Below are 14,901 nucleotides of genomic sequence, written 5' to 3' on the forward strand. Positions count from 1 at the left end.
CAAACATCTACCAGATTGTTACCACCCGAGGGTCGCGGGACAGGGGCCTATCTATCAGGCCAGGTTTAAACGTCCCTCGGAGCCGGGGGCGCCGGCGAGTCGTTGGAACGTCTCGGCCTGCGCACGACTCAGACCGCCGAGTCGTGCTCGTCCTCGAAATCCCGCTCCGCCCGGTACTGGTCGACGAACAGTCCGATGTCGAACTCCAGCATCTGTTCTTCGAACGCCGCGGCCATCTCGTCGTCCTCGGCGTGGGAGACGGCGTGGTCCATCAGCTCGACGATGAGTTCGACGACGATTTCGTGGAGCCGCCTGGAGTCGAAGTCGGTCACCCAGGCCATCGAGAAGCCGACGGCGCCGTCCTCCGTCGCGTCGGCGACGGCCACTTTCTCGGGGAACTCCTCGATGACGACGCCCATCAGGTGGGCCATGGTGAACGTGTCGTGGTCGTCGGCCGGCTCGATGGTCTCGGTGAGCACCTCCTCCAGGAACTCCGGGACGAAGCGGGCCAGCGGATGCATATCGAGCACGACGGCGTGGCTCGCCCCGCAGGCGCAGTCGTACTCGCGCATCCCCAGGTCGAGGTCGTCGTGGGTCGAGACGACCTCGCCACAGGGGAGTTCGAGCTCGGACTCGCGCCCGCCGGGCACGCGCGGTTCTGCCATTGGTGTGCTTAGACCGCTGGCGTGGTTAAAGCCCGCGATACGACCCGCTCAGGCGGCGGCCTCGCGGGCGCTCGCCCGGACCTGAACGTACGCGTCCGTGACGACGGCGATACCGAGGACCTGAAAGACGGTCCCCAGCACCGCCGACAGCAGCCGCGAGACGATGGCGAGGGAGAGACCGCCGACGGCCGCGTCCCCGCCGAGAACGCCAGTGAGGAGTCCGGGGAGGCTGCCGACCAGTCCGAACAGGCCGAGGACGACGAGCAGGACGACGATGGAGACCGGGTCGTCGAGGAACCGGGCGACGCTGTTGCGGAGCGTCTCGCCGTACCCGCCGTCGTTCAGCGCGATTTCCTGGCGGAGGTAGACGAAGACGGTCACCAGGACGAGCCCGACCACCGGCCCGACTATCGACCCGACGAGCGTGGTCGCCAGGCCGCCGAGCTGACCGACGACGGGCAGGACCGACTGGAACAGCAGCACCGACAGCGCGACCGTCCCGCCCAGGACGACGGCCATGAGGGCGCGGTCGGCGACGTCGTCGGTGGCCGTCTCCGCCGGGCCGGCGAACAGCCGAATCGCCCAGTAGCGGACCAGTTCGCCCGCGAGGGCGACGAGTGCGACCAGGACGACGGTCACCGGGAGCCCGACGCCCAGCGCGAAGGGCGACTCCCCGCCGAAGGACGCTATCGCCGCCCGCTGCTCGGCGGTGTACACGCCGCTCTCGAACACCAGTCTCAGCAGCTCCGCGGCGAGGCTCTCGGTGACGACGAGCGAGCCGAGGCTGTAGAGGAGGAACACCGCCCCCACGAGGAGGCCGTCCTCGCTCGCGAGGCCGTCGATACCGCTACGGAGGGCGTCACCGATATCCAGGGACATACGGCGTTGTTCCCGACTGGCGGTAATAAAGTTACAGTCGCCCGCGCTACGGCCAGTCGTCGCGCTGGTCGTCCTCTTCGGACGTCTCCGCTTCGGGGGCCTGTGGCTCGCCCAGTTCCCAGTCGGCCGCCTCGGCGGCGTCCTCGACGGGGAGGAACTCCCAGCCGGTCGCCTCGGCCAACTCGGCGTCGGCCTCGCCGTCGCCGACGAAGACGTGGCGGTCGGTGTCGAACTGCTCCTTGACGTTCTCTAAGCTCTCCCGGCGCCCGCGCGGGCCCGAGAAGAAGTCCTGTCTGATGCGGTGTTTGCGCGTGAAGTTCGTCACGACGTAGGTGGGCTGTTCGGAGATGACGCCGACGTACTCGGACCACTGGCGCGCGTCGGTGAACACGCTGTCCGGGTAGGCAAGCTCCTTGAGGGCGTCGAGGTCGAACGCGAGTGTCATGTCGCCGCTGCCGCCGTCCATACGACACACTCCGCCGTCGGTCGAAAAAAGGGCGTCGTTCTCTCGCGCCCGGGCCTACACGTCCAGATGTGTCGTGTCGCCGGAGAACGCCAGCTCCCAGTTGCCCCGGTCGCGGTCGAGGCGGGTGACGCCACAGAGGGGCGCGTCCACGCCGTCGGTCGACCCGACGAGCCCGTCGACCACGCCGCCCACCGTGAGCCCGTGGCCGACGAGCAGGACCGTCCCGGGCACGTCCGCGGCGAGTTGCCGGGCGACGTTCCCGGCCCGCGCCATTGCCTCGTCGCCGCTCTCGGGGAACTCGGGAACGAGATACGGGTCGTGGTCGAGGGTTATCGGGTCGAACCAGTCGGCGAGGTGTTCCGCCGGCACGGTCTCCGGGTCGGCGTCGAACCACTCGGGGTTGCGGTGTTCGCCCAGGCCCGGCTCCAGATACACGTCGGTGCCCGTCTCCCGGCCGATTTCCTCGGCCGTCTCAGCCGTCCGCAGGAACGGCGAGGCGTAGACGGCGTCGAGTGGGACGCCCGACTCGACGAACCGCCGACCCGTCCGCCAGGCCGCCCACCGGCCGAGGTCGGTCAGTGGCGGGTCGTGGACGCGGTCGGCGTGGTCGTCCCACGATGGGTCGACGCTGTCCTGTCGCTGGCCGTGTCTGACGACCCAGACAGTGTCTGCCATACGGGGTCAATCGGCGTGCGGGAAAATCAATGTGCGCCTGCGGGCGGGATGGGTCCGACCCGCTGTTACCGGCGGTGCCGGTCCTGTGCTTCCAGCCGTTCGGCGGTGGCCTGTATCTCGGCCATCTCGCGGGCCGCCTCCTGCTGACCACCGTCGGGACCGTGGCCGTAGTTGACAGACCAATCGAGCACCGACCCGGCGAAGCCGGCGTCGTCACCGCTGTCGCCACTTGCGTCTCCGCTATCGTCGCCGGTCGTCCCGCTCAGGAACCGCCGGAGCAGTGGCCCAATCATGCGCGAAACTACGGACCAGACGGACAAAATAGCGGCGAAAAATACGACTTTGTGCGGAAACCGCCCGAGAGTGCCGTTACTCGGCGGGCGGGGCGGTGTTGGCCTTCACTTTCTCGAGGTCGACGTCTTTCTCTAGGAGCAGTTCCTTCTGGTCTGCGACCTTGCGTTCCTCGCGGATGAGCTTCTTGAACTTGGACTGCTGGGAGAGGTCGCCGATGAGCACGCCGCCGATGAGCTGGCCGTTCTCGAAGGCGAGTCGGCGCCACTCGCTGTCGGAGTACTTGCGCTCGGCCTCGTCGTCGCCCCGGGTCGGGTGGCCAAAGGAGAGGAACGGGAAGTCAAAGTGCGTAATCGAGTACGAGGAGACCCAGCGGAACTCGCGCTCTTCGGCGTCGGCGACCATGTTCGTCCCGGCGACGGACCCCTGTTCTTTCGCCGAGCCCCACGCGCCGTTCTGGGCGCGGGCGCCGATGATGGTGTCGTAGAACTGCGTGATGTCGCCCGCGGCGTAGATGTCCTCGACGTTCGTCTGCATGTACTCGTCGACGACGATGCCGTCGTCCTGTTCGATGCCTGCGCCCTGGAGGAACTCCGTGTTGAAGTTCAGCCCGATGGCGACGCCGGCCCAGCCGCCGTCGAACTGGTCGCCGTTGGGGTCCACAGCTCCGGAGACGTGGCCGTCGTCGTCGACTTCGAAGTGGTCGACGCCGGAGTCGAAGACGGGCTCGACGCCGTTCTCACGCAGCGCCTCGTGGATGATTTCGGCGCCCTCACCGGAGAGGGCGTAGCGCCACCAGCGGTCCCCGCGCATCAGGTACTTCGCGTCGATGCCCTGGGCGGCACAGACGGCCGCCAGGTCGATACCGAGCAGGCCCGCGCCGACGATGATGCCCTGGTCGGACTCCTCGGCGTGCTCGCGGATGCCCCGCGCGTCCTGGAACGTCCAGAAGTGGTGGATACCGTCGGCGTCGCTGTTCTCGACCGGCAGTTGGGTCGGCGTCCCGCCCGTCGCGACGAGCAGCTTGTCGTACTCGTAGGTCTCGCCCTTGTGGGTGTGAATCTCGTGGGCGACCGGTTCGATGTCCGTGACGTGGGTGTTCAGTTCGAGGTCGATGTCGCGCTCGTCGTACCACTCCGGCTCGTGGATGGATATCGGGGCCTCTGGCAGTTTCCCCTTGGCGAACTCCTTGATGAGAATCCGGTTGTAGAGGGCCTCTCCCTCGTCTGTGATGACGGTCACTGATGCGTCAGGGTCGGCTTCCCTGATTGTCTCCGCGGCGGAGGCTCCCGCGATACCGTCCCCGATAATCACGTGCGACGTGCTCATGTTGGGAGGGTTCGGCACGACGCCTAATGTGGATTGCTATCTGCGTATCGATTGCGATATCGACTCGCAGTTGACTCCGACGCCGCTCTCGGGACGCGTGAGCGCCAGTACGCCCCGCCGCTGTCGCCAGTGTCCCGACTGGCTGTCTGTATCCACACCGTCTCCCAGGCGTCGCTCTCGCCAGCGAGCCTTTCAAGGCGTTCGACTCCTAACGCTCGGGCGATGAAACTCCGTCAGAACGTCAGACACTGGGCGGCCAAGCAGGCGCTGACGCTGCCGGTCGTCGGCGAGAAGGTCAACGACCGGCTGGTCGGGATGCACACCGACATCTTCGCGGGGAAAGCCGACCCCGAGCGGGCCGACGAACGCCGCGACCACCTGGACGACTTCTTCGACGCGACGATGGACACCTACGTCGCCGCGCTGGAGGCGGGGTTCCCGGAGGCGAAAGCCCGCGAGATAACCCACGTCCAGGCCAACTTCGACTTCTACAACCACGGCTGGACGGAGATGATGGAGTTCCCGGCCGACGAACTCCAGGCCCACTACGACCGGTACGAGGATTTCTTCGGGAAGTACGGCATCACCATCTCGGACCCGCTCGGCGAGTTCCGGCCCGCGGGCGGTATCGCGGAGGCGCCCTCGACGCCGGAGAAGCTCGAAGACCCCGAACACCCCCACGCTGTCGGTGGGTTCGCCGACGACGCCTACGTCGAGACAGAGGACGGCGAACTCGTCGTGGGCGGCCAGACCGAACCCGAGGACGTCGACCCGAGTCAGGCCCCCGGCGTCGACGACGAGGGGACCGCGGACTGAGCGCGAGAGTCACTCTCCCGGCGCGTCGGTCCGCGCAGTGGCGGATGCTCCGGCGCCGCCAATCGCCGACCCGAGTCTGAACAGCGCGACGAAGGCCGTCTCCGCGGGCGGTTCGCCGCTCGGCGTTTCGGTGAGGCCCCGCTCGCCGTAGGTGCCGGTGACGCTGAACGCGTAGACGCCGGCTTCGAGCGCCGTGTCGACCCTGTACGTGTCGTCGCCGCCCGGCGACGGGTGGGTCATCTCGGGGAGTTCCCACCGGAGCGAGTCGCCGGGGGCGAGGACGTGCAGCGGCTCTCGTATCGGCCCCTGTGGTGCGACGAACGACCACGTCCCGCCCGCGTGCTCGTGGATGGCCCAGTCGTCGGGGTTACAGCTGACCGTCCACTCGCTGTAGTTGTAGAGGGTGAACGACAGCGATTCGACGGTGTCGTCGCCACGCTCCGGGTCGAACAGTTCGGGTTCGGCGGCAAGCACCACCTCGGCGTCCGCACCGGCGGTGTGGTGACAGACGGTCCGGTCGGGGGCGGGAAACGACGGGCAGGCCGCCCCGGCGAACTCGTCGCCGGCCTGTGGGACGCCCGGCGTGGCTGGCGTGTCGGTTCGTGGCCGTGTGTCTGTCGGCGTCCCGGTGTCCGATTGGGGGCCGCTGTCCGACGGGGAGAGACAACCGGCGCTCGCGGCCGCGATACCGACGGTCGCGAGCAGGTCGCGTCTGTTCATGTGCGGCGCGTGGAAGCGCCCGGATAAACGCTTTCAGGAGGCTGAAAATCCGTCTTGAATCACTCCGAGCCGTCGATGCGGTCGGCCACTTCGTAGCCGGCGACGATGCCGCCGTTGAGCGACCGCTCGGGGTACTGGGCCTCGGAGGCCATCCCGGCGTAGTAGACCCCGTCGGCGACCTCCTCGGAGAGGTCGTAGGGGACGACCATGTCCAGATACCCCCGCTCGTAGACGGGCGCGGTGCGGGGGTTGCGGGCGGTCTTCACCCAGTTGACCGAACCGCGGTCGAACTCGGGGAACAGCGACTCGATGCCCGAGAGCCACGTCTCCCGAACCTCGTCGTCGTCCTGTTGCCAGACGTCCTCCTCGGGCGACTGGATGTAGCGAGCGACGTACAGCAGGTGGTCGCCGCCGTAGCGCTCCGTCTCGACGAAGTTCGTGTGCTCGATGAGTGCGCCGAAGGGCGCCTCGTCGGCGATGTTGAGCCAGTACGTATCCAGCAGCGGCTCGTCCATGCTGATGACCGAGCAGACGGTCCCCTGGAAGTCGATGTCACAGGGGTAGCCCGTGAGTTCTTCGAGGACGTTCGGCATCGCTGCGACGACGACGCTGTCGACGTCGTGAGCGGCCTCACCGGTCCCGTCGTCGGCGCTGAGTCCGGTCACTTCGCCGTCCTCGGTCCGCACGTCGGTCACGCGGGTGCCGGTCTCGATGTTCTCGCGACCGACCGCCTCGACCAGCGCGTCCAGCAGGCGACCGAAGCCGCCGTCCAGATACCCCAGAATCTCGCCGTTGAGGATGTCGCGCTCGCCGCGGAACTTGATGCGGCCCAGCAGCCAGGCGGCGCTGACGTCCTGTTTCCGTGAGCCGAACTTCGCGTCCAGCAGCGGCTCGAAGAACGTCTCGTAGACGTTCTCGGTGGTGTGGTCGCGGACGAACTCCTCGACGGGGACGTCCTCGAAGTCCTCGAGTCTCTCGTAGGTGTCGAACTTCGGCGTTCCGCCCCGGACGTCGACGTCGAGTGTGAGCATCCCCAGCCGGAACTTGTCGTAGAGGCTCAGATGCGGGAAGGATAGTATCTCCCAGGGCGTGTCCATCGGGTGGACGACGCCGTCGACGTAGTAGCCGTTCTCGCCGATACGCCACTCGACGTCCTCGCCCAGCCCCAGCTCCTCGGCCAGTTCCACGATGGTCTCCTCCGACTTCGAGAGGTGGTGGTAGAACTTCTCGATGGGGTCGCCGGCCGTCTCGTACACCGCGGCCAGCCCCCCCAGGTCCTCGCTCGCCTCGAAGACGCGAACCTCGTGTCCGCGCTGCTGTAGCCGATACGCCGCTGCGAGGCCCGCGACGCCGCCGCCGACGACACCGATCATACACTCCGGTTTCAGTCGTCGTGGGATTTAGTTTGCGCTTCCGTCGTCGAGGCCGTCGCGTCGGCAGCGGTGGCGTCTCGCTCCGCGTCGGCCCGCTGGAACTCCAGGATGGCGACCGCGCCCCGCGGGTCGTTGTCCTCGTACCAGACTTTCCCGCCGTAGAGGTCCATCATCACCGAGACGAAGTAGAGGCCGAAGCCGCCGGCGGTCTGGTCGTTGGAAATCGAGCGCTCGAACATGGTCGTCTTGAGTTCGTCACTGATGCCCGGCCCGTTGTCGGCGACGCGCACCTGTATCCAGTCGCCCGCGTGGCGGGTGTCGATTTCCACCCGCGGCCGGTCGCTGGTGTTGTGTTCGACCGCGTTCTCGACCACGCTGGTCAGGACCTCCTCGGCGAGGTGGTTGGCCACCACCCGCTCGTCGGCTAGCTCCACGTCGACGGTCACGTCGGCGTCCCGGTCGACGGCGCGCTCGAGGGACCCCTCTACGGCGGCCGACAGCGAGATGGCGTCCAGCCGTTCGCTCTCGCTGGCCGACACCGTCTCGTTGATGTCCTTGATGGCGTCGCTCATCTCGGTGAGGCGCGCACACCACTCGGTGATGCTGTCGATGTGGTGTTCCTCCTCGGCGCCGACGCTGTCTCGCAGGTAGTCAGCCCGCCCCTGCACGACGACCATCGCGTTCCGCAGCGAGTGTCTGAGAACGCCGTTGAAGAACTCTATCTGTTCGTTGCGCCGCTCGATGGAGATGCGGCTCTCGCGCAACTCCCGCTGGCGCTGGAGCTGTTCGAGGGCCACCTGGGTCGTCTGCGCGAGGATACTGGCGTACTGTCGGTCCTCGGTGGCGTAGCTGTCGTCGGCCGAGGCGATGGCGACGACCCCGTGGTCGCCCATCGGCACCATCAGCGCCCGCTCCATCGCCGTCCCCAGACCGAAACAGTCGGCGATACGGCTCTCACCGCTCTCGTAGGTCCGCCACAGCTCGTGGTCCGGCGTCCGCTCGGGGTCGATGGTCAACTCGTCGGCTGCCCGCCCGACCCCGTCGCTGACGGCCGCCGCCTCCAGGGCGCCGTCGTCTGCGAGGAAGACGGCGGCGGCGTTCTGGTCGAGCACGCGCGTCGCGAACCGCACCGTCAGCTCCGCGACGGTCTCGGGCTGGCTGGCCTCGACGAACTGTCGGGTGGCCGCCTGTAGCGCCTCCAGCCGGTCCTGGCGTCGCTGCTGGCCGGTGACCTCGCGGAGGACGACCAGCCGGCCCCGCCGGCCGCCGTGCTGGTCGGTGATGGCGCTCGTCCGGGGGTCGTAGTACGACAGCGGCTCGCCGAGCGCGAACACCTCGTCGCGCTCGATATCGTCGAGCAGGCCGGGGCTGACGTCGTCGACGGGGCGACTGCCCAGGTCGTCGGTCCCGAACAGCGCCGTCGCGGCCGCGTTGTAGTCGATAATCCGCTCGTCGGTGTCGAGCGCGAGTACGGGGTCGGGAAGCTCGTCGACCAGCAGGTCGCCGGCGAGCGGCGTCACCGAGACGAAGTCGGAGCGCAACAGCGCGACGCCGACGAGGCCGCCGTTGAGGGCAAAGGTCAGCGGCGTGATGTCGAGCCCGGGATGGGGCGTCGCCCCGAGGACGAACAGCCCCTGGACGCCGGCGGTCAACAGTCCGGCCGTGAGGATGACGAACGTCTGCGTGCGATAGAGGTTCCGCGACCGGAGCAGGAACTCCCCGAACAGGGCGTAGCCGGTCGCGATGAAGCCGACCTGGAGGGCGGTCTGGGCCAGGTACACCGGGCCGGTCTCGCCGACGAACAGCGTCACATCGGCCACCATCACTTGCGTCACGTCTGCGGTCACCAGCCCGTGCAGCGGGTTCGTCAGCGCGAGCAGGCTGTACAGCGTCGGCACGAGCAGGAGGGCGACGAGTCGGGCGCGAGTGAACAACGCCTCCCGACCGGTGTAGGAGAGCGCGAACACCACCCACAGCCCGACGATGAGGCCGGAGACGAGCCGCGTCAGCAGGAACACGGCCGTCGCCACCGCCGGGTCCGCCGTCGTGAGCCAGGCGACGTTCAGCAGACACCAGCCGACGGCGGCCACCATCAGCCAGGCGAACGGGCCCGTGCCCGGCATCGTCCGGTCGCGCCACGCCCCCGCCGCCAGGACCCCGCTGACCAGCGCTCCCGCTGCGCTCCCGGCCACGAGTACCCCGACGACGTCGACGACCATCCTTCTACTACCAGATTCCATCTCTGGGGTTTATGCGTTTGGTCCGTGTTCTCAATACTGAGAGCGCGTTCGCCGACCCGCTACCTTTTTGCCCACCCTGCGAAAATCCGCAGGCATGCTAACCGTCCGGGCACCGGCCACCAGCGCGAACCTCGGCAGCGGCTTCGACGTCTTCGGCGTCGCGCTGGAGCGCCCGGCCGACGTTGTCCGCGTCTCGAAGGCCGACCGGACGACCATCGAGGTGACCGGCGCCGGCAGCCAGTTCATCCCCGAGGACCCCGAGAAAAACACCGTCGGCGCCGTCGCCGAGGCGCTTGCGGCCCCCGCCCACATCCAGATAGACAAGGGGGTCCGCCCGGCGTCGGGACTGGGCTCCTCGGCCGCCAGCGCCGCCGCCGCGGCCGTCGGCCTGAACGCACTCTACGACCGCGGCTACACCCGCGAGGAACTGGTCCCCATCGCCGCCAAGGGCGAGGCCGTCGTCTCCGGCGACGCCCACGACGACAACGTCGCGCCCTCGATTCTGGGCGGCTTTACCATCGCCACCCACTCGGGCGTCCGGCAGGTCGACGCCTCCATCCCGCTCGTCGCGTGTCTCCCCGACATCGTCGTCTCGACGCGTGACGCCCGCCGTGTCGTCCCGGAACACGCCCGCGTCGAGCAACTCGTCGAGACGGTCGGCAACGCGGCCACGCTGACGACGGGGATGCACCGAAACGACCCCGAACTCGTCGGCGAGGGGATGCACGACACCGTCGTCACGCCCGCCCGAGCGGAACTCATCGACGGCTACGAGGCCGTCCGGGAGGCGGCGCTCTCGGCGGGCGCGACCGGCGTGACCATCTCCGGCGCCGGCCCGACGGTCATCGCGGCGTGTCACGAGGGCTCCCAGCGGGCCATCGCGAGTGCGATGCTCGACACCTTCGGCGACCACGGCGTGGAGGCGCGGGCCTATCAGAGCCGTATCGGCCGGGGCGCACAGATTTTCTGACCTCCGGACCAAGACCGAAATAGCGCGCCGCCGTTGTGTCGGTATGGACGTGCTCATCACGGGAGCAAACGGCGTCGTCGGGAGTGCCCTCGCGGAGCATCTCGGTGACGACTACGACCTGACGCTGCTCGACATCGAGGACGGCGAGGACACCGACGTGGTCGCGGACGTGCGTGACTACGACGCCGTCCGGCCCCACTTCGACGGGCGGGACGCCGTCGTCCACCTCGCGCTCACCCCGGGGACCGGCGGGCCCGACGACCGCTCGCTGGGCTGGTCCAAGGCCCAGCGGGACAACCTCGAAGGCCTCCACAACGTCACCGAGGCGGCCGTCGACGCCGGACTCGATAGTCTGGTCTTTGCCTCCTCGAACCACGCCGTCGGGATGGTGGAGGTTCGTAACGAGCCTGGGGTGTACCACAACGACCCGGCGGGCGAGGCTGACTCGGACGAGGCCGTTCGCGCGGGCCACGACGAACCCCACCGGCCGGACTCGCGCTACGGGCTGACGAAGTGTTACGGCGAGGACCTGGGCCGACTGGCCGCCGAAGCCCACGACATCCGGTGTTACGCGCTCCGCATCGGGTCGGTGCGAGCGCCCGAGTACGACCACCCCTACGGCGACGCCGAGGCGGGCGTCGAGGCCGGGCGCTGGGAGCGCGGGAGCGAGGCCTACGAGGAACAGGCCGCCCGGATGAAGGGGCTGTGGCTGTCACGCCGGGACTGCGCCCGACTCGTCGCGTGCTGTCTCGACGACGACAGCGTCGAGTGGGACCACTTCTACGGCGTCAGCGGCAACGACCGGCGGTGGCTGGACGACCTGGCCTACGCCCGCGAGACCGTGGGGTACGAACCACTGGACAACGGCGAGGCGTGGGACGGCCCGCCGGAGTGAGCGGCCGGGGTGCCCCGTCCAGTGACGCGTCCGCGCCCATTTGGACAACCCTTTAACCACGCCGCCGGAACTCGCGACTATGTCGCAGCCACGACTCCTGATTCTGGGCCCGCCGGGCGCGGGCAAGGGGACACAGAGCGCGAACATCGCCGACGAGTACGACGTGGACCACGTCACGACCGGCGACGCGCTCCGCGCGAACAAGGACATGGACATCTCCGACATGGACACGGAGTACGACACTCCGCGTGAGTACATGGAAGCGGGCGACCTGGTGCCCGACGCCGTCGTCAACGCCATAGTCGACGAGGCGCTCAACTCCGCCGACGGCTTCGTGCTGGACGGCTACCCGCGCAACCTGGAACAGGCCGAGGAACTCGAAGGGATGACCGACCTCGACGTCGTCCTCTCGCTCGACGTCTCGCGCGAGGAACTCGTCGACCGCCTCACCGGCCGCCGGGTCTGTGACGAGTGTGGCACGAACTACCACGTCGAGTTCAACCAGCCCGAGGCGGACGGCGTCTGTGACGAGTGTGGCGGCGAACTCGTCCAGCGCGAGGACGACAACGAGGAGTCGGTGCGCAACCGCCTCGACGTCTTCGACGAGAACACCGCGCCGGTCATCGCGCACTACGAGGACCACGACGGGTTCGTCGCCATCGACGGCGAGCAGTCGCCCGACGAGGTCTGGAGCGACATCCAGGCCGCCATCGACGACCGGACAGAATAAAGTTGATACGTCGCGCCCGCTGAACACTCCACAATGGCACGAACCGCGCCGAAAGTAGAGCGTCTCGCCGACGACGGCGAGGCGATGACGGACGCGCTGGGTGAGGTACTGACCGTCGCCGAGGAGAAAGGGACCGTCACCTGGAGCGACGTCAGCGACGACATCACCAGCGGCGAGTGGGGTCGGCTCATCGAGTCCGGCCTGCTGGTCGACGCCGACGGCGAGGGGTTCGTCATCGAGGACCCCGAGGGCGTCCGCGAGGCACTGGAATCGACCGACGCCGCCCCCGACGAGGCGGACGAAGAGGAGGGGTGGAGCCAGTGGGACAAACTGGCCGCCCTCGGGACGGTGGGGCTGTTCGCCGGCTACTCCATCAACTCCATCCGGAACGCCATCGGCGGGACCCTCGACATCGCGCTCGGACCGCTGGCCGAGGTACTCCCGTTCTACGTCCTCATCCTCGTCCTCGCCGTGTTCACCGGCGCCACCTCCTCTATCCTGCAGGACCAGATGATGGACATGACGGGGATGGGCGACCACCAGGCGAAGATGGAGGACATCAAGGAACGCCGGAAGAAGGCCAAGGAGCGCGACGACGACGAGGCCCTCGAACGCATCGAACAGGAGCAGATGGAGCTGATGGGCGACCAGCTGGGCATGTTCAAACAGCAGTTCCGCCCGATGGTCTGGATTATGCTCATCAACATCCCCGTCTTCCTCTGGATATACTGGATGGTCTTTGGCCCCGGACTGACCATCGCCTCGCCGGTCATCACGCTGCCGCTGTTCGGCGAGGTCGAGACCTGGCGCCAGGGGCTCGTCGGCCCGATGCAGGCCTGGATCGTCTGGTACTTCCTGTGCTCGCTCTCCTTTACCCAGGTCATCCGGAAGGCGCTGAACGTCGAGACGACGCCGACGGCGAGCTAACAAGTCTTCTCGCGGTTTTTCTCGGACTATCGCAGTTCACAACAGCCAGAAAGGGCCCGGGACTTTCTGGCTGTACTGAATCACCGCTCCCGAAGCAAACAACGAACGACTCCGACGACAGCAAGACACAACGCATTTTATCGGTAGTCCCGGAGAACCACCATGTTGATTACCGTCTCCGGCCCCGCGGGCAGCGGGAAGAGCACACTCGCCGGGAACCTGGCGGACGCGCTGAACTACGAGCACGTCTCCGGCGGTGACATCTTCCGCTCGCTGGCCGAGGAGCGGGACATGACACCGCTGGAGTTGAACAAGGCCGCCGAGGACGACGACCAGATAGACCGCGACCTCGACCGGCGGCTGCGCGACATCGCCGCGGAGCGAGACGACGTGGTGCTCGAGTCACGGCTGGCGGGCTGGATGGCCGGCGAGTACGCCGACATCAAGCTCTGGCTCACCGCGCCCCTCTCCGCGCGGGCCGACCGCATCGCCCAGCGGGAGAACAAGCCCTTCGAGCAGGCCCGCACCGAGACAGAGGAGCGCAGCGCGAGCGAGGCCCAGCGCTACGCCGAGTACTACGACATCGACTTCGACGACCTCTCTATCTACGACCTCGCTATCAACACCGCCCGCTGGGACCCCCCGGGGACCCTGAGCATCGCCCTCCACGCCGTCGACTCCTACGACGAGAGCGCCGACGAGGGCAAGACGCCGGTCCAGGGCATCCGCTACGAGTTCTGATGGTCCGCGCCCCGCCCGACGAGCGCGACGTCGACGCCCTGCTCGAATTCGGCGTCGTCAACCTCGACAAACCGCCCGGCCCGTCGGCCCACCAGGTCGCCGCGTGGGTCCGCGACGCCACCGGACAGGACCGTGTCGCCCACGGCGGGACGCTCGACCCGAAGGTGACCGGCTGTCTGCCCGTCCTGCTGGGCGAGGCCGCCCGCGCCGCGCGCATCTTCGACGACGCCGTCAAGGAGTACGTCGCGGTGCTGGAACTGCACGACAGGGCGCCGCCGGACTTCGACAGCGTGGTCAGCGAGTTCGAGGGCGACGTCTACCAGAAGCCCCCGCGAAAGAGCGCCGTCAAGCGACAGCTCCGGACTCGCCGGATTCACGCGCTCGACGTGCTGGAACGCGAGGACCGCCGCGCCCTGCTGCGGGTCCGGTGTGCCTCGGGCACCTACATCCGGAAGCTCTGTCACGACATCGGGCTGGCGCTGGGGACCGGCGCGCACATGGGGGACCTGCGACGGACCGCGACGGGCCAGTTCGACGACCGCTCGCTGGTGTCGATGCACGGCCTCGTCGACGCGCTGGCCTTCGCCGCCGAGGGCGAGGAGGCCGCGCTGCGGGAGGTTGTGCAGCCCGCCGAGGCGGCGCTTTCGCACCTCCCGCGAGTGAGTGTCGCCCCCAGCGCCGCCGAGGCCGTGGCCGACGGCGCGCCGGTGTACGCCCCCGGCGTCGTCGGGGCCGAGTCGGCCGCTGTCGGTGCGGCGACGCCGACGGAGGGGGAACTGGTGGCAGTCGTTACCCCCGATGGGGCTGTGGTGGCACTGGGGACGCTGGTCGGCGACCCCGACGCAGACAGCGGTACCACGGTCGAGTTAGAGCGGGTGCTGGTGTGACACACGGCGCCCCCGAAACGACACCCTTAATTGACGAACCCTCCTCGTCCAAAACGCGGGACCGTGGGGTAGCGGTATCCTCGGCGGATGGGGTCCGTCGGACCTGAGTTCGAATCTCGGCGGTCCCACTTCAATTTCACTCAGATTACGGCCAGTATAGCGGCCAGCTAGCCGAATTCTCCTCTCGGAAGTACACCAGACACGCTTTTAATTTGGGTGGTCGGCGTGCGTTCCGGCATCGCGGAGTCTGTCCCCACCCAGACCTGTGATTCCATAGGTTCCGGAGCCGATGACTAC

The 14,901-nt window shown here is 68.1% G+C and carries 16 protein-coding genes and 1 tRNA gene; 8 read left to right on the forward strand and 9 right to left on the reverse strand.

Going from position 1 to position 14,901, the window contains the following annotated elements:
* Positions 1–128: 128 nt before the first annotated feature.
* The 6 genes from NDI86_RS16310 to NDI86_RS16335 form a co-directional block, all read right to left on the reverse strand.
* Positions 129–665: a DUF5815 family protein gene (locus NDI86_RS16310; protein ID WP_310901505.1), complete on the reverse strand. Its 537-nt coding sequence runs from the start codon at positions 663–665 to the stop codon at positions 129–131.
* A 48-nt stretch (positions 666–713) separates the two neighbouring features.
* A complete protein-coding gene (locus NDI86_RS16315; protein WP_310901506.1) occupies positions 714–1,544 on the reverse strand; it encodes a DUF7847 domain-containing protein in 831 nt (276 codons plus the stop codon).
* Between the two features lie 46 nt (positions 1,545–1,590).
* Positions 1,591–2,010, reverse strand: coding sequence for a DUF7124 domain-containing protein (locus tag NDI86_RS16320; RefSeq protein ID WP_310901507.1), 420 nt, complete (start codon positions 2,008–2,010; stop codon positions 1,591–1,593).
* Between the two features lie 54 nt (positions 2,011–2,064).
* On the reverse strand, positions 2,065–2,685 hold the full coding sequence (locus NDI86_RS16325; RefSeq protein WP_310901508.1) for a histidine phosphatase family protein: 621 nt from the start codon (positions 2,683–2,685) through the stop codon (positions 2,065–2,067).
* Between the two features lie 65 nt (positions 2,686–2,750).
* Positions 2,751–2,978: a hypothetical protein gene (locus NDI86_RS16330; protein ID WP_310901509.1), complete on the reverse strand. Its 228-nt coding sequence runs from the start codon at positions 2,976–2,978 to the stop codon at positions 2,751–2,753.
* 76 nt (positions 2,979–3,054) lie between these two features.
* Positions 3,055–4,305: an NAD(P)/FAD-dependent oxidoreductase gene (locus NDI86_RS16335; protein ID WP_310901510.1), complete on the reverse strand. Its 1,251-nt coding sequence runs from the start codon at positions 4,303–4,305 to the stop codon at positions 3,055–3,057.
* Positions 4,306–4,527: 222 nt separating this feature from the next.
* Here NDI86_RS16335 and NDI86_RS16340 point away from each other — a divergent pair, with 222 nt between their 5' ends.
* Positions 4,528–5,121 carry a DUF6149 family protein gene (locus tag NDI86_RS16340; RefSeq protein ID WP_310901511.1) on the forward strand — a complete coding sequence of 198 codons (594 nt, stop codon included), beginning with the start codon at positions 4,528–4,530 and terminating at the stop codon, positions 5,119–5,121.
* Between the two features lie 9 nt (positions 5,122–5,130).
* Here NDI86_RS16340 and NDI86_RS16345 read toward each other — a convergent pair whose 3' ends face one another.
* The 3 genes from NDI86_RS16345 to NDI86_RS16355 are packed head-to-tail and all read right to left on the reverse strand — an operon-like array spanning position 5,131 to position 9,433.
* A complete protein-coding gene (locus NDI86_RS16345; protein WP_310901512.1) occupies positions 5,131–5,841 on the reverse strand; it encodes a hypothetical protein in 711 nt (236 codons plus the stop codon).
* A 59-nt stretch (positions 5,842–5,900) separates the two neighbouring features.
* On the reverse strand, positions 5,901–7,214 hold the full coding sequence (locus NDI86_RS16350; RefSeq protein ID WP_310901513.1) for an NAD(P)/FAD-dependent oxidoreductase: 1,314 nt from the start codon (positions 7,212–7,214) through the stop codon (positions 5,901–5,903).
* 11 nt (positions 7,215–7,225) lie between these two features.
* Positions 7,226–9,433: a sensor histidine kinase gene (locus tag NDI86_RS16355; protein WP_310901514.1), complete on the reverse strand. Its 2,208-nt coding sequence runs from the start codon at positions 9,431–9,433 to the stop codon at positions 7,226–7,228.
* Positions 9,434–9,548: 115 nt separating this feature from the next.
* On the opposite strand from NDI86_RS16355, the gene NDI86_RS16360 reads away from it, so the two are divergent.
* The 7 genes from NDI86_RS16360 to NDI86_RS16390 all read left to right on the forward strand — a co-directional run bounded on the left by NDI86_RS16360 (position 9,549) and on the right by NDI86_RS16390 (position 14,732).
* Positions 9,549–10,424: a homoserine kinase gene (locus tag NDI86_RS16360; protein WP_310901515.1), complete on the forward strand. Its 876-nt coding sequence runs from the start codon at positions 9,549–9,551 to the stop codon at positions 10,422–10,424.
* A gap of 43 nt (positions 10,425–10,467) precedes the next feature.
* Positions 10,468–11,319 carry an NAD-dependent epimerase/dehydratase family protein gene (locus NDI86_RS16365; protein ID WP_310901516.1) on the forward strand — a complete coding sequence of 284 codons (852 nt, stop codon included), beginning with the start codon at positions 10,468–10,470 and terminating at the stop codon, positions 11,317–11,319.
* A gap of 79 nt (positions 11,320–11,398) precedes the next feature.
* Positions 11,399–12,049 (forward strand): adenylate kinase, encoded by a 651-nt coding sequence (locus tag NDI86_RS16370; RefSeq protein WP_310901517.1) that lies wholly within the window; start codon positions 11,399–11,401, stop codon positions 12,047–12,049.
* 33 nt (positions 12,050–12,082) lie between these two features.
* A complete protein-coding gene (locus NDI86_RS16375) occupies positions 12,083–12,976 on the forward strand; it encodes a DUF106 domain-containing protein (protein ID WP_310901518.1) in 894 nt (297 codons plus the stop codon).
* A 162-nt stretch (positions 12,977–13,138) separates the two neighbouring features.
* Complete coding sequence (gene cmk, locus NDI86_RS16380) at positions 13,139–13,717, forward strand: (d)CMP kinase (RefSeq protein ID WP_310901519.1); 579 nt, start codon at positions 13,139–13,141, stop codon at positions 13,715–13,717.
* On the forward strand, positions 13,714–14,604 hold the full coding sequence (locus NDI86_RS16385) for an RNA-guided pseudouridylation complex pseudouridine synthase subunit Cbf5 (RefSeq protein WP_310901564.1): 891 nt from the start codon (positions 13,714–13,716) through the stop codon (positions 14,602–14,604). Before cmk ends, NDI86_RS16385 begins: the two co-directional genes overlap by 4 nt.
* A gap of 57 nt (positions 14,605–14,661) precedes the next feature.
* Positions 14,662–14,732: transfer RNA gene (locus NDI86_RS16390), tRNA-Pro, on the forward strand.
* The last annotated feature ends 169 nt before the right edge of the window (positions 14,733–14,901 follow it).

The sequence above is a fragment of the Haloarcula onubensis genome (assembly GCF_031624605.1).
In the GTDB taxonomy this organism is placed as follows: Archaea; Halobacteriota; Halobacteria; order Halobacteriales; family Haloarculaceae; genus Haloarcula; species Haloarcula onubensis.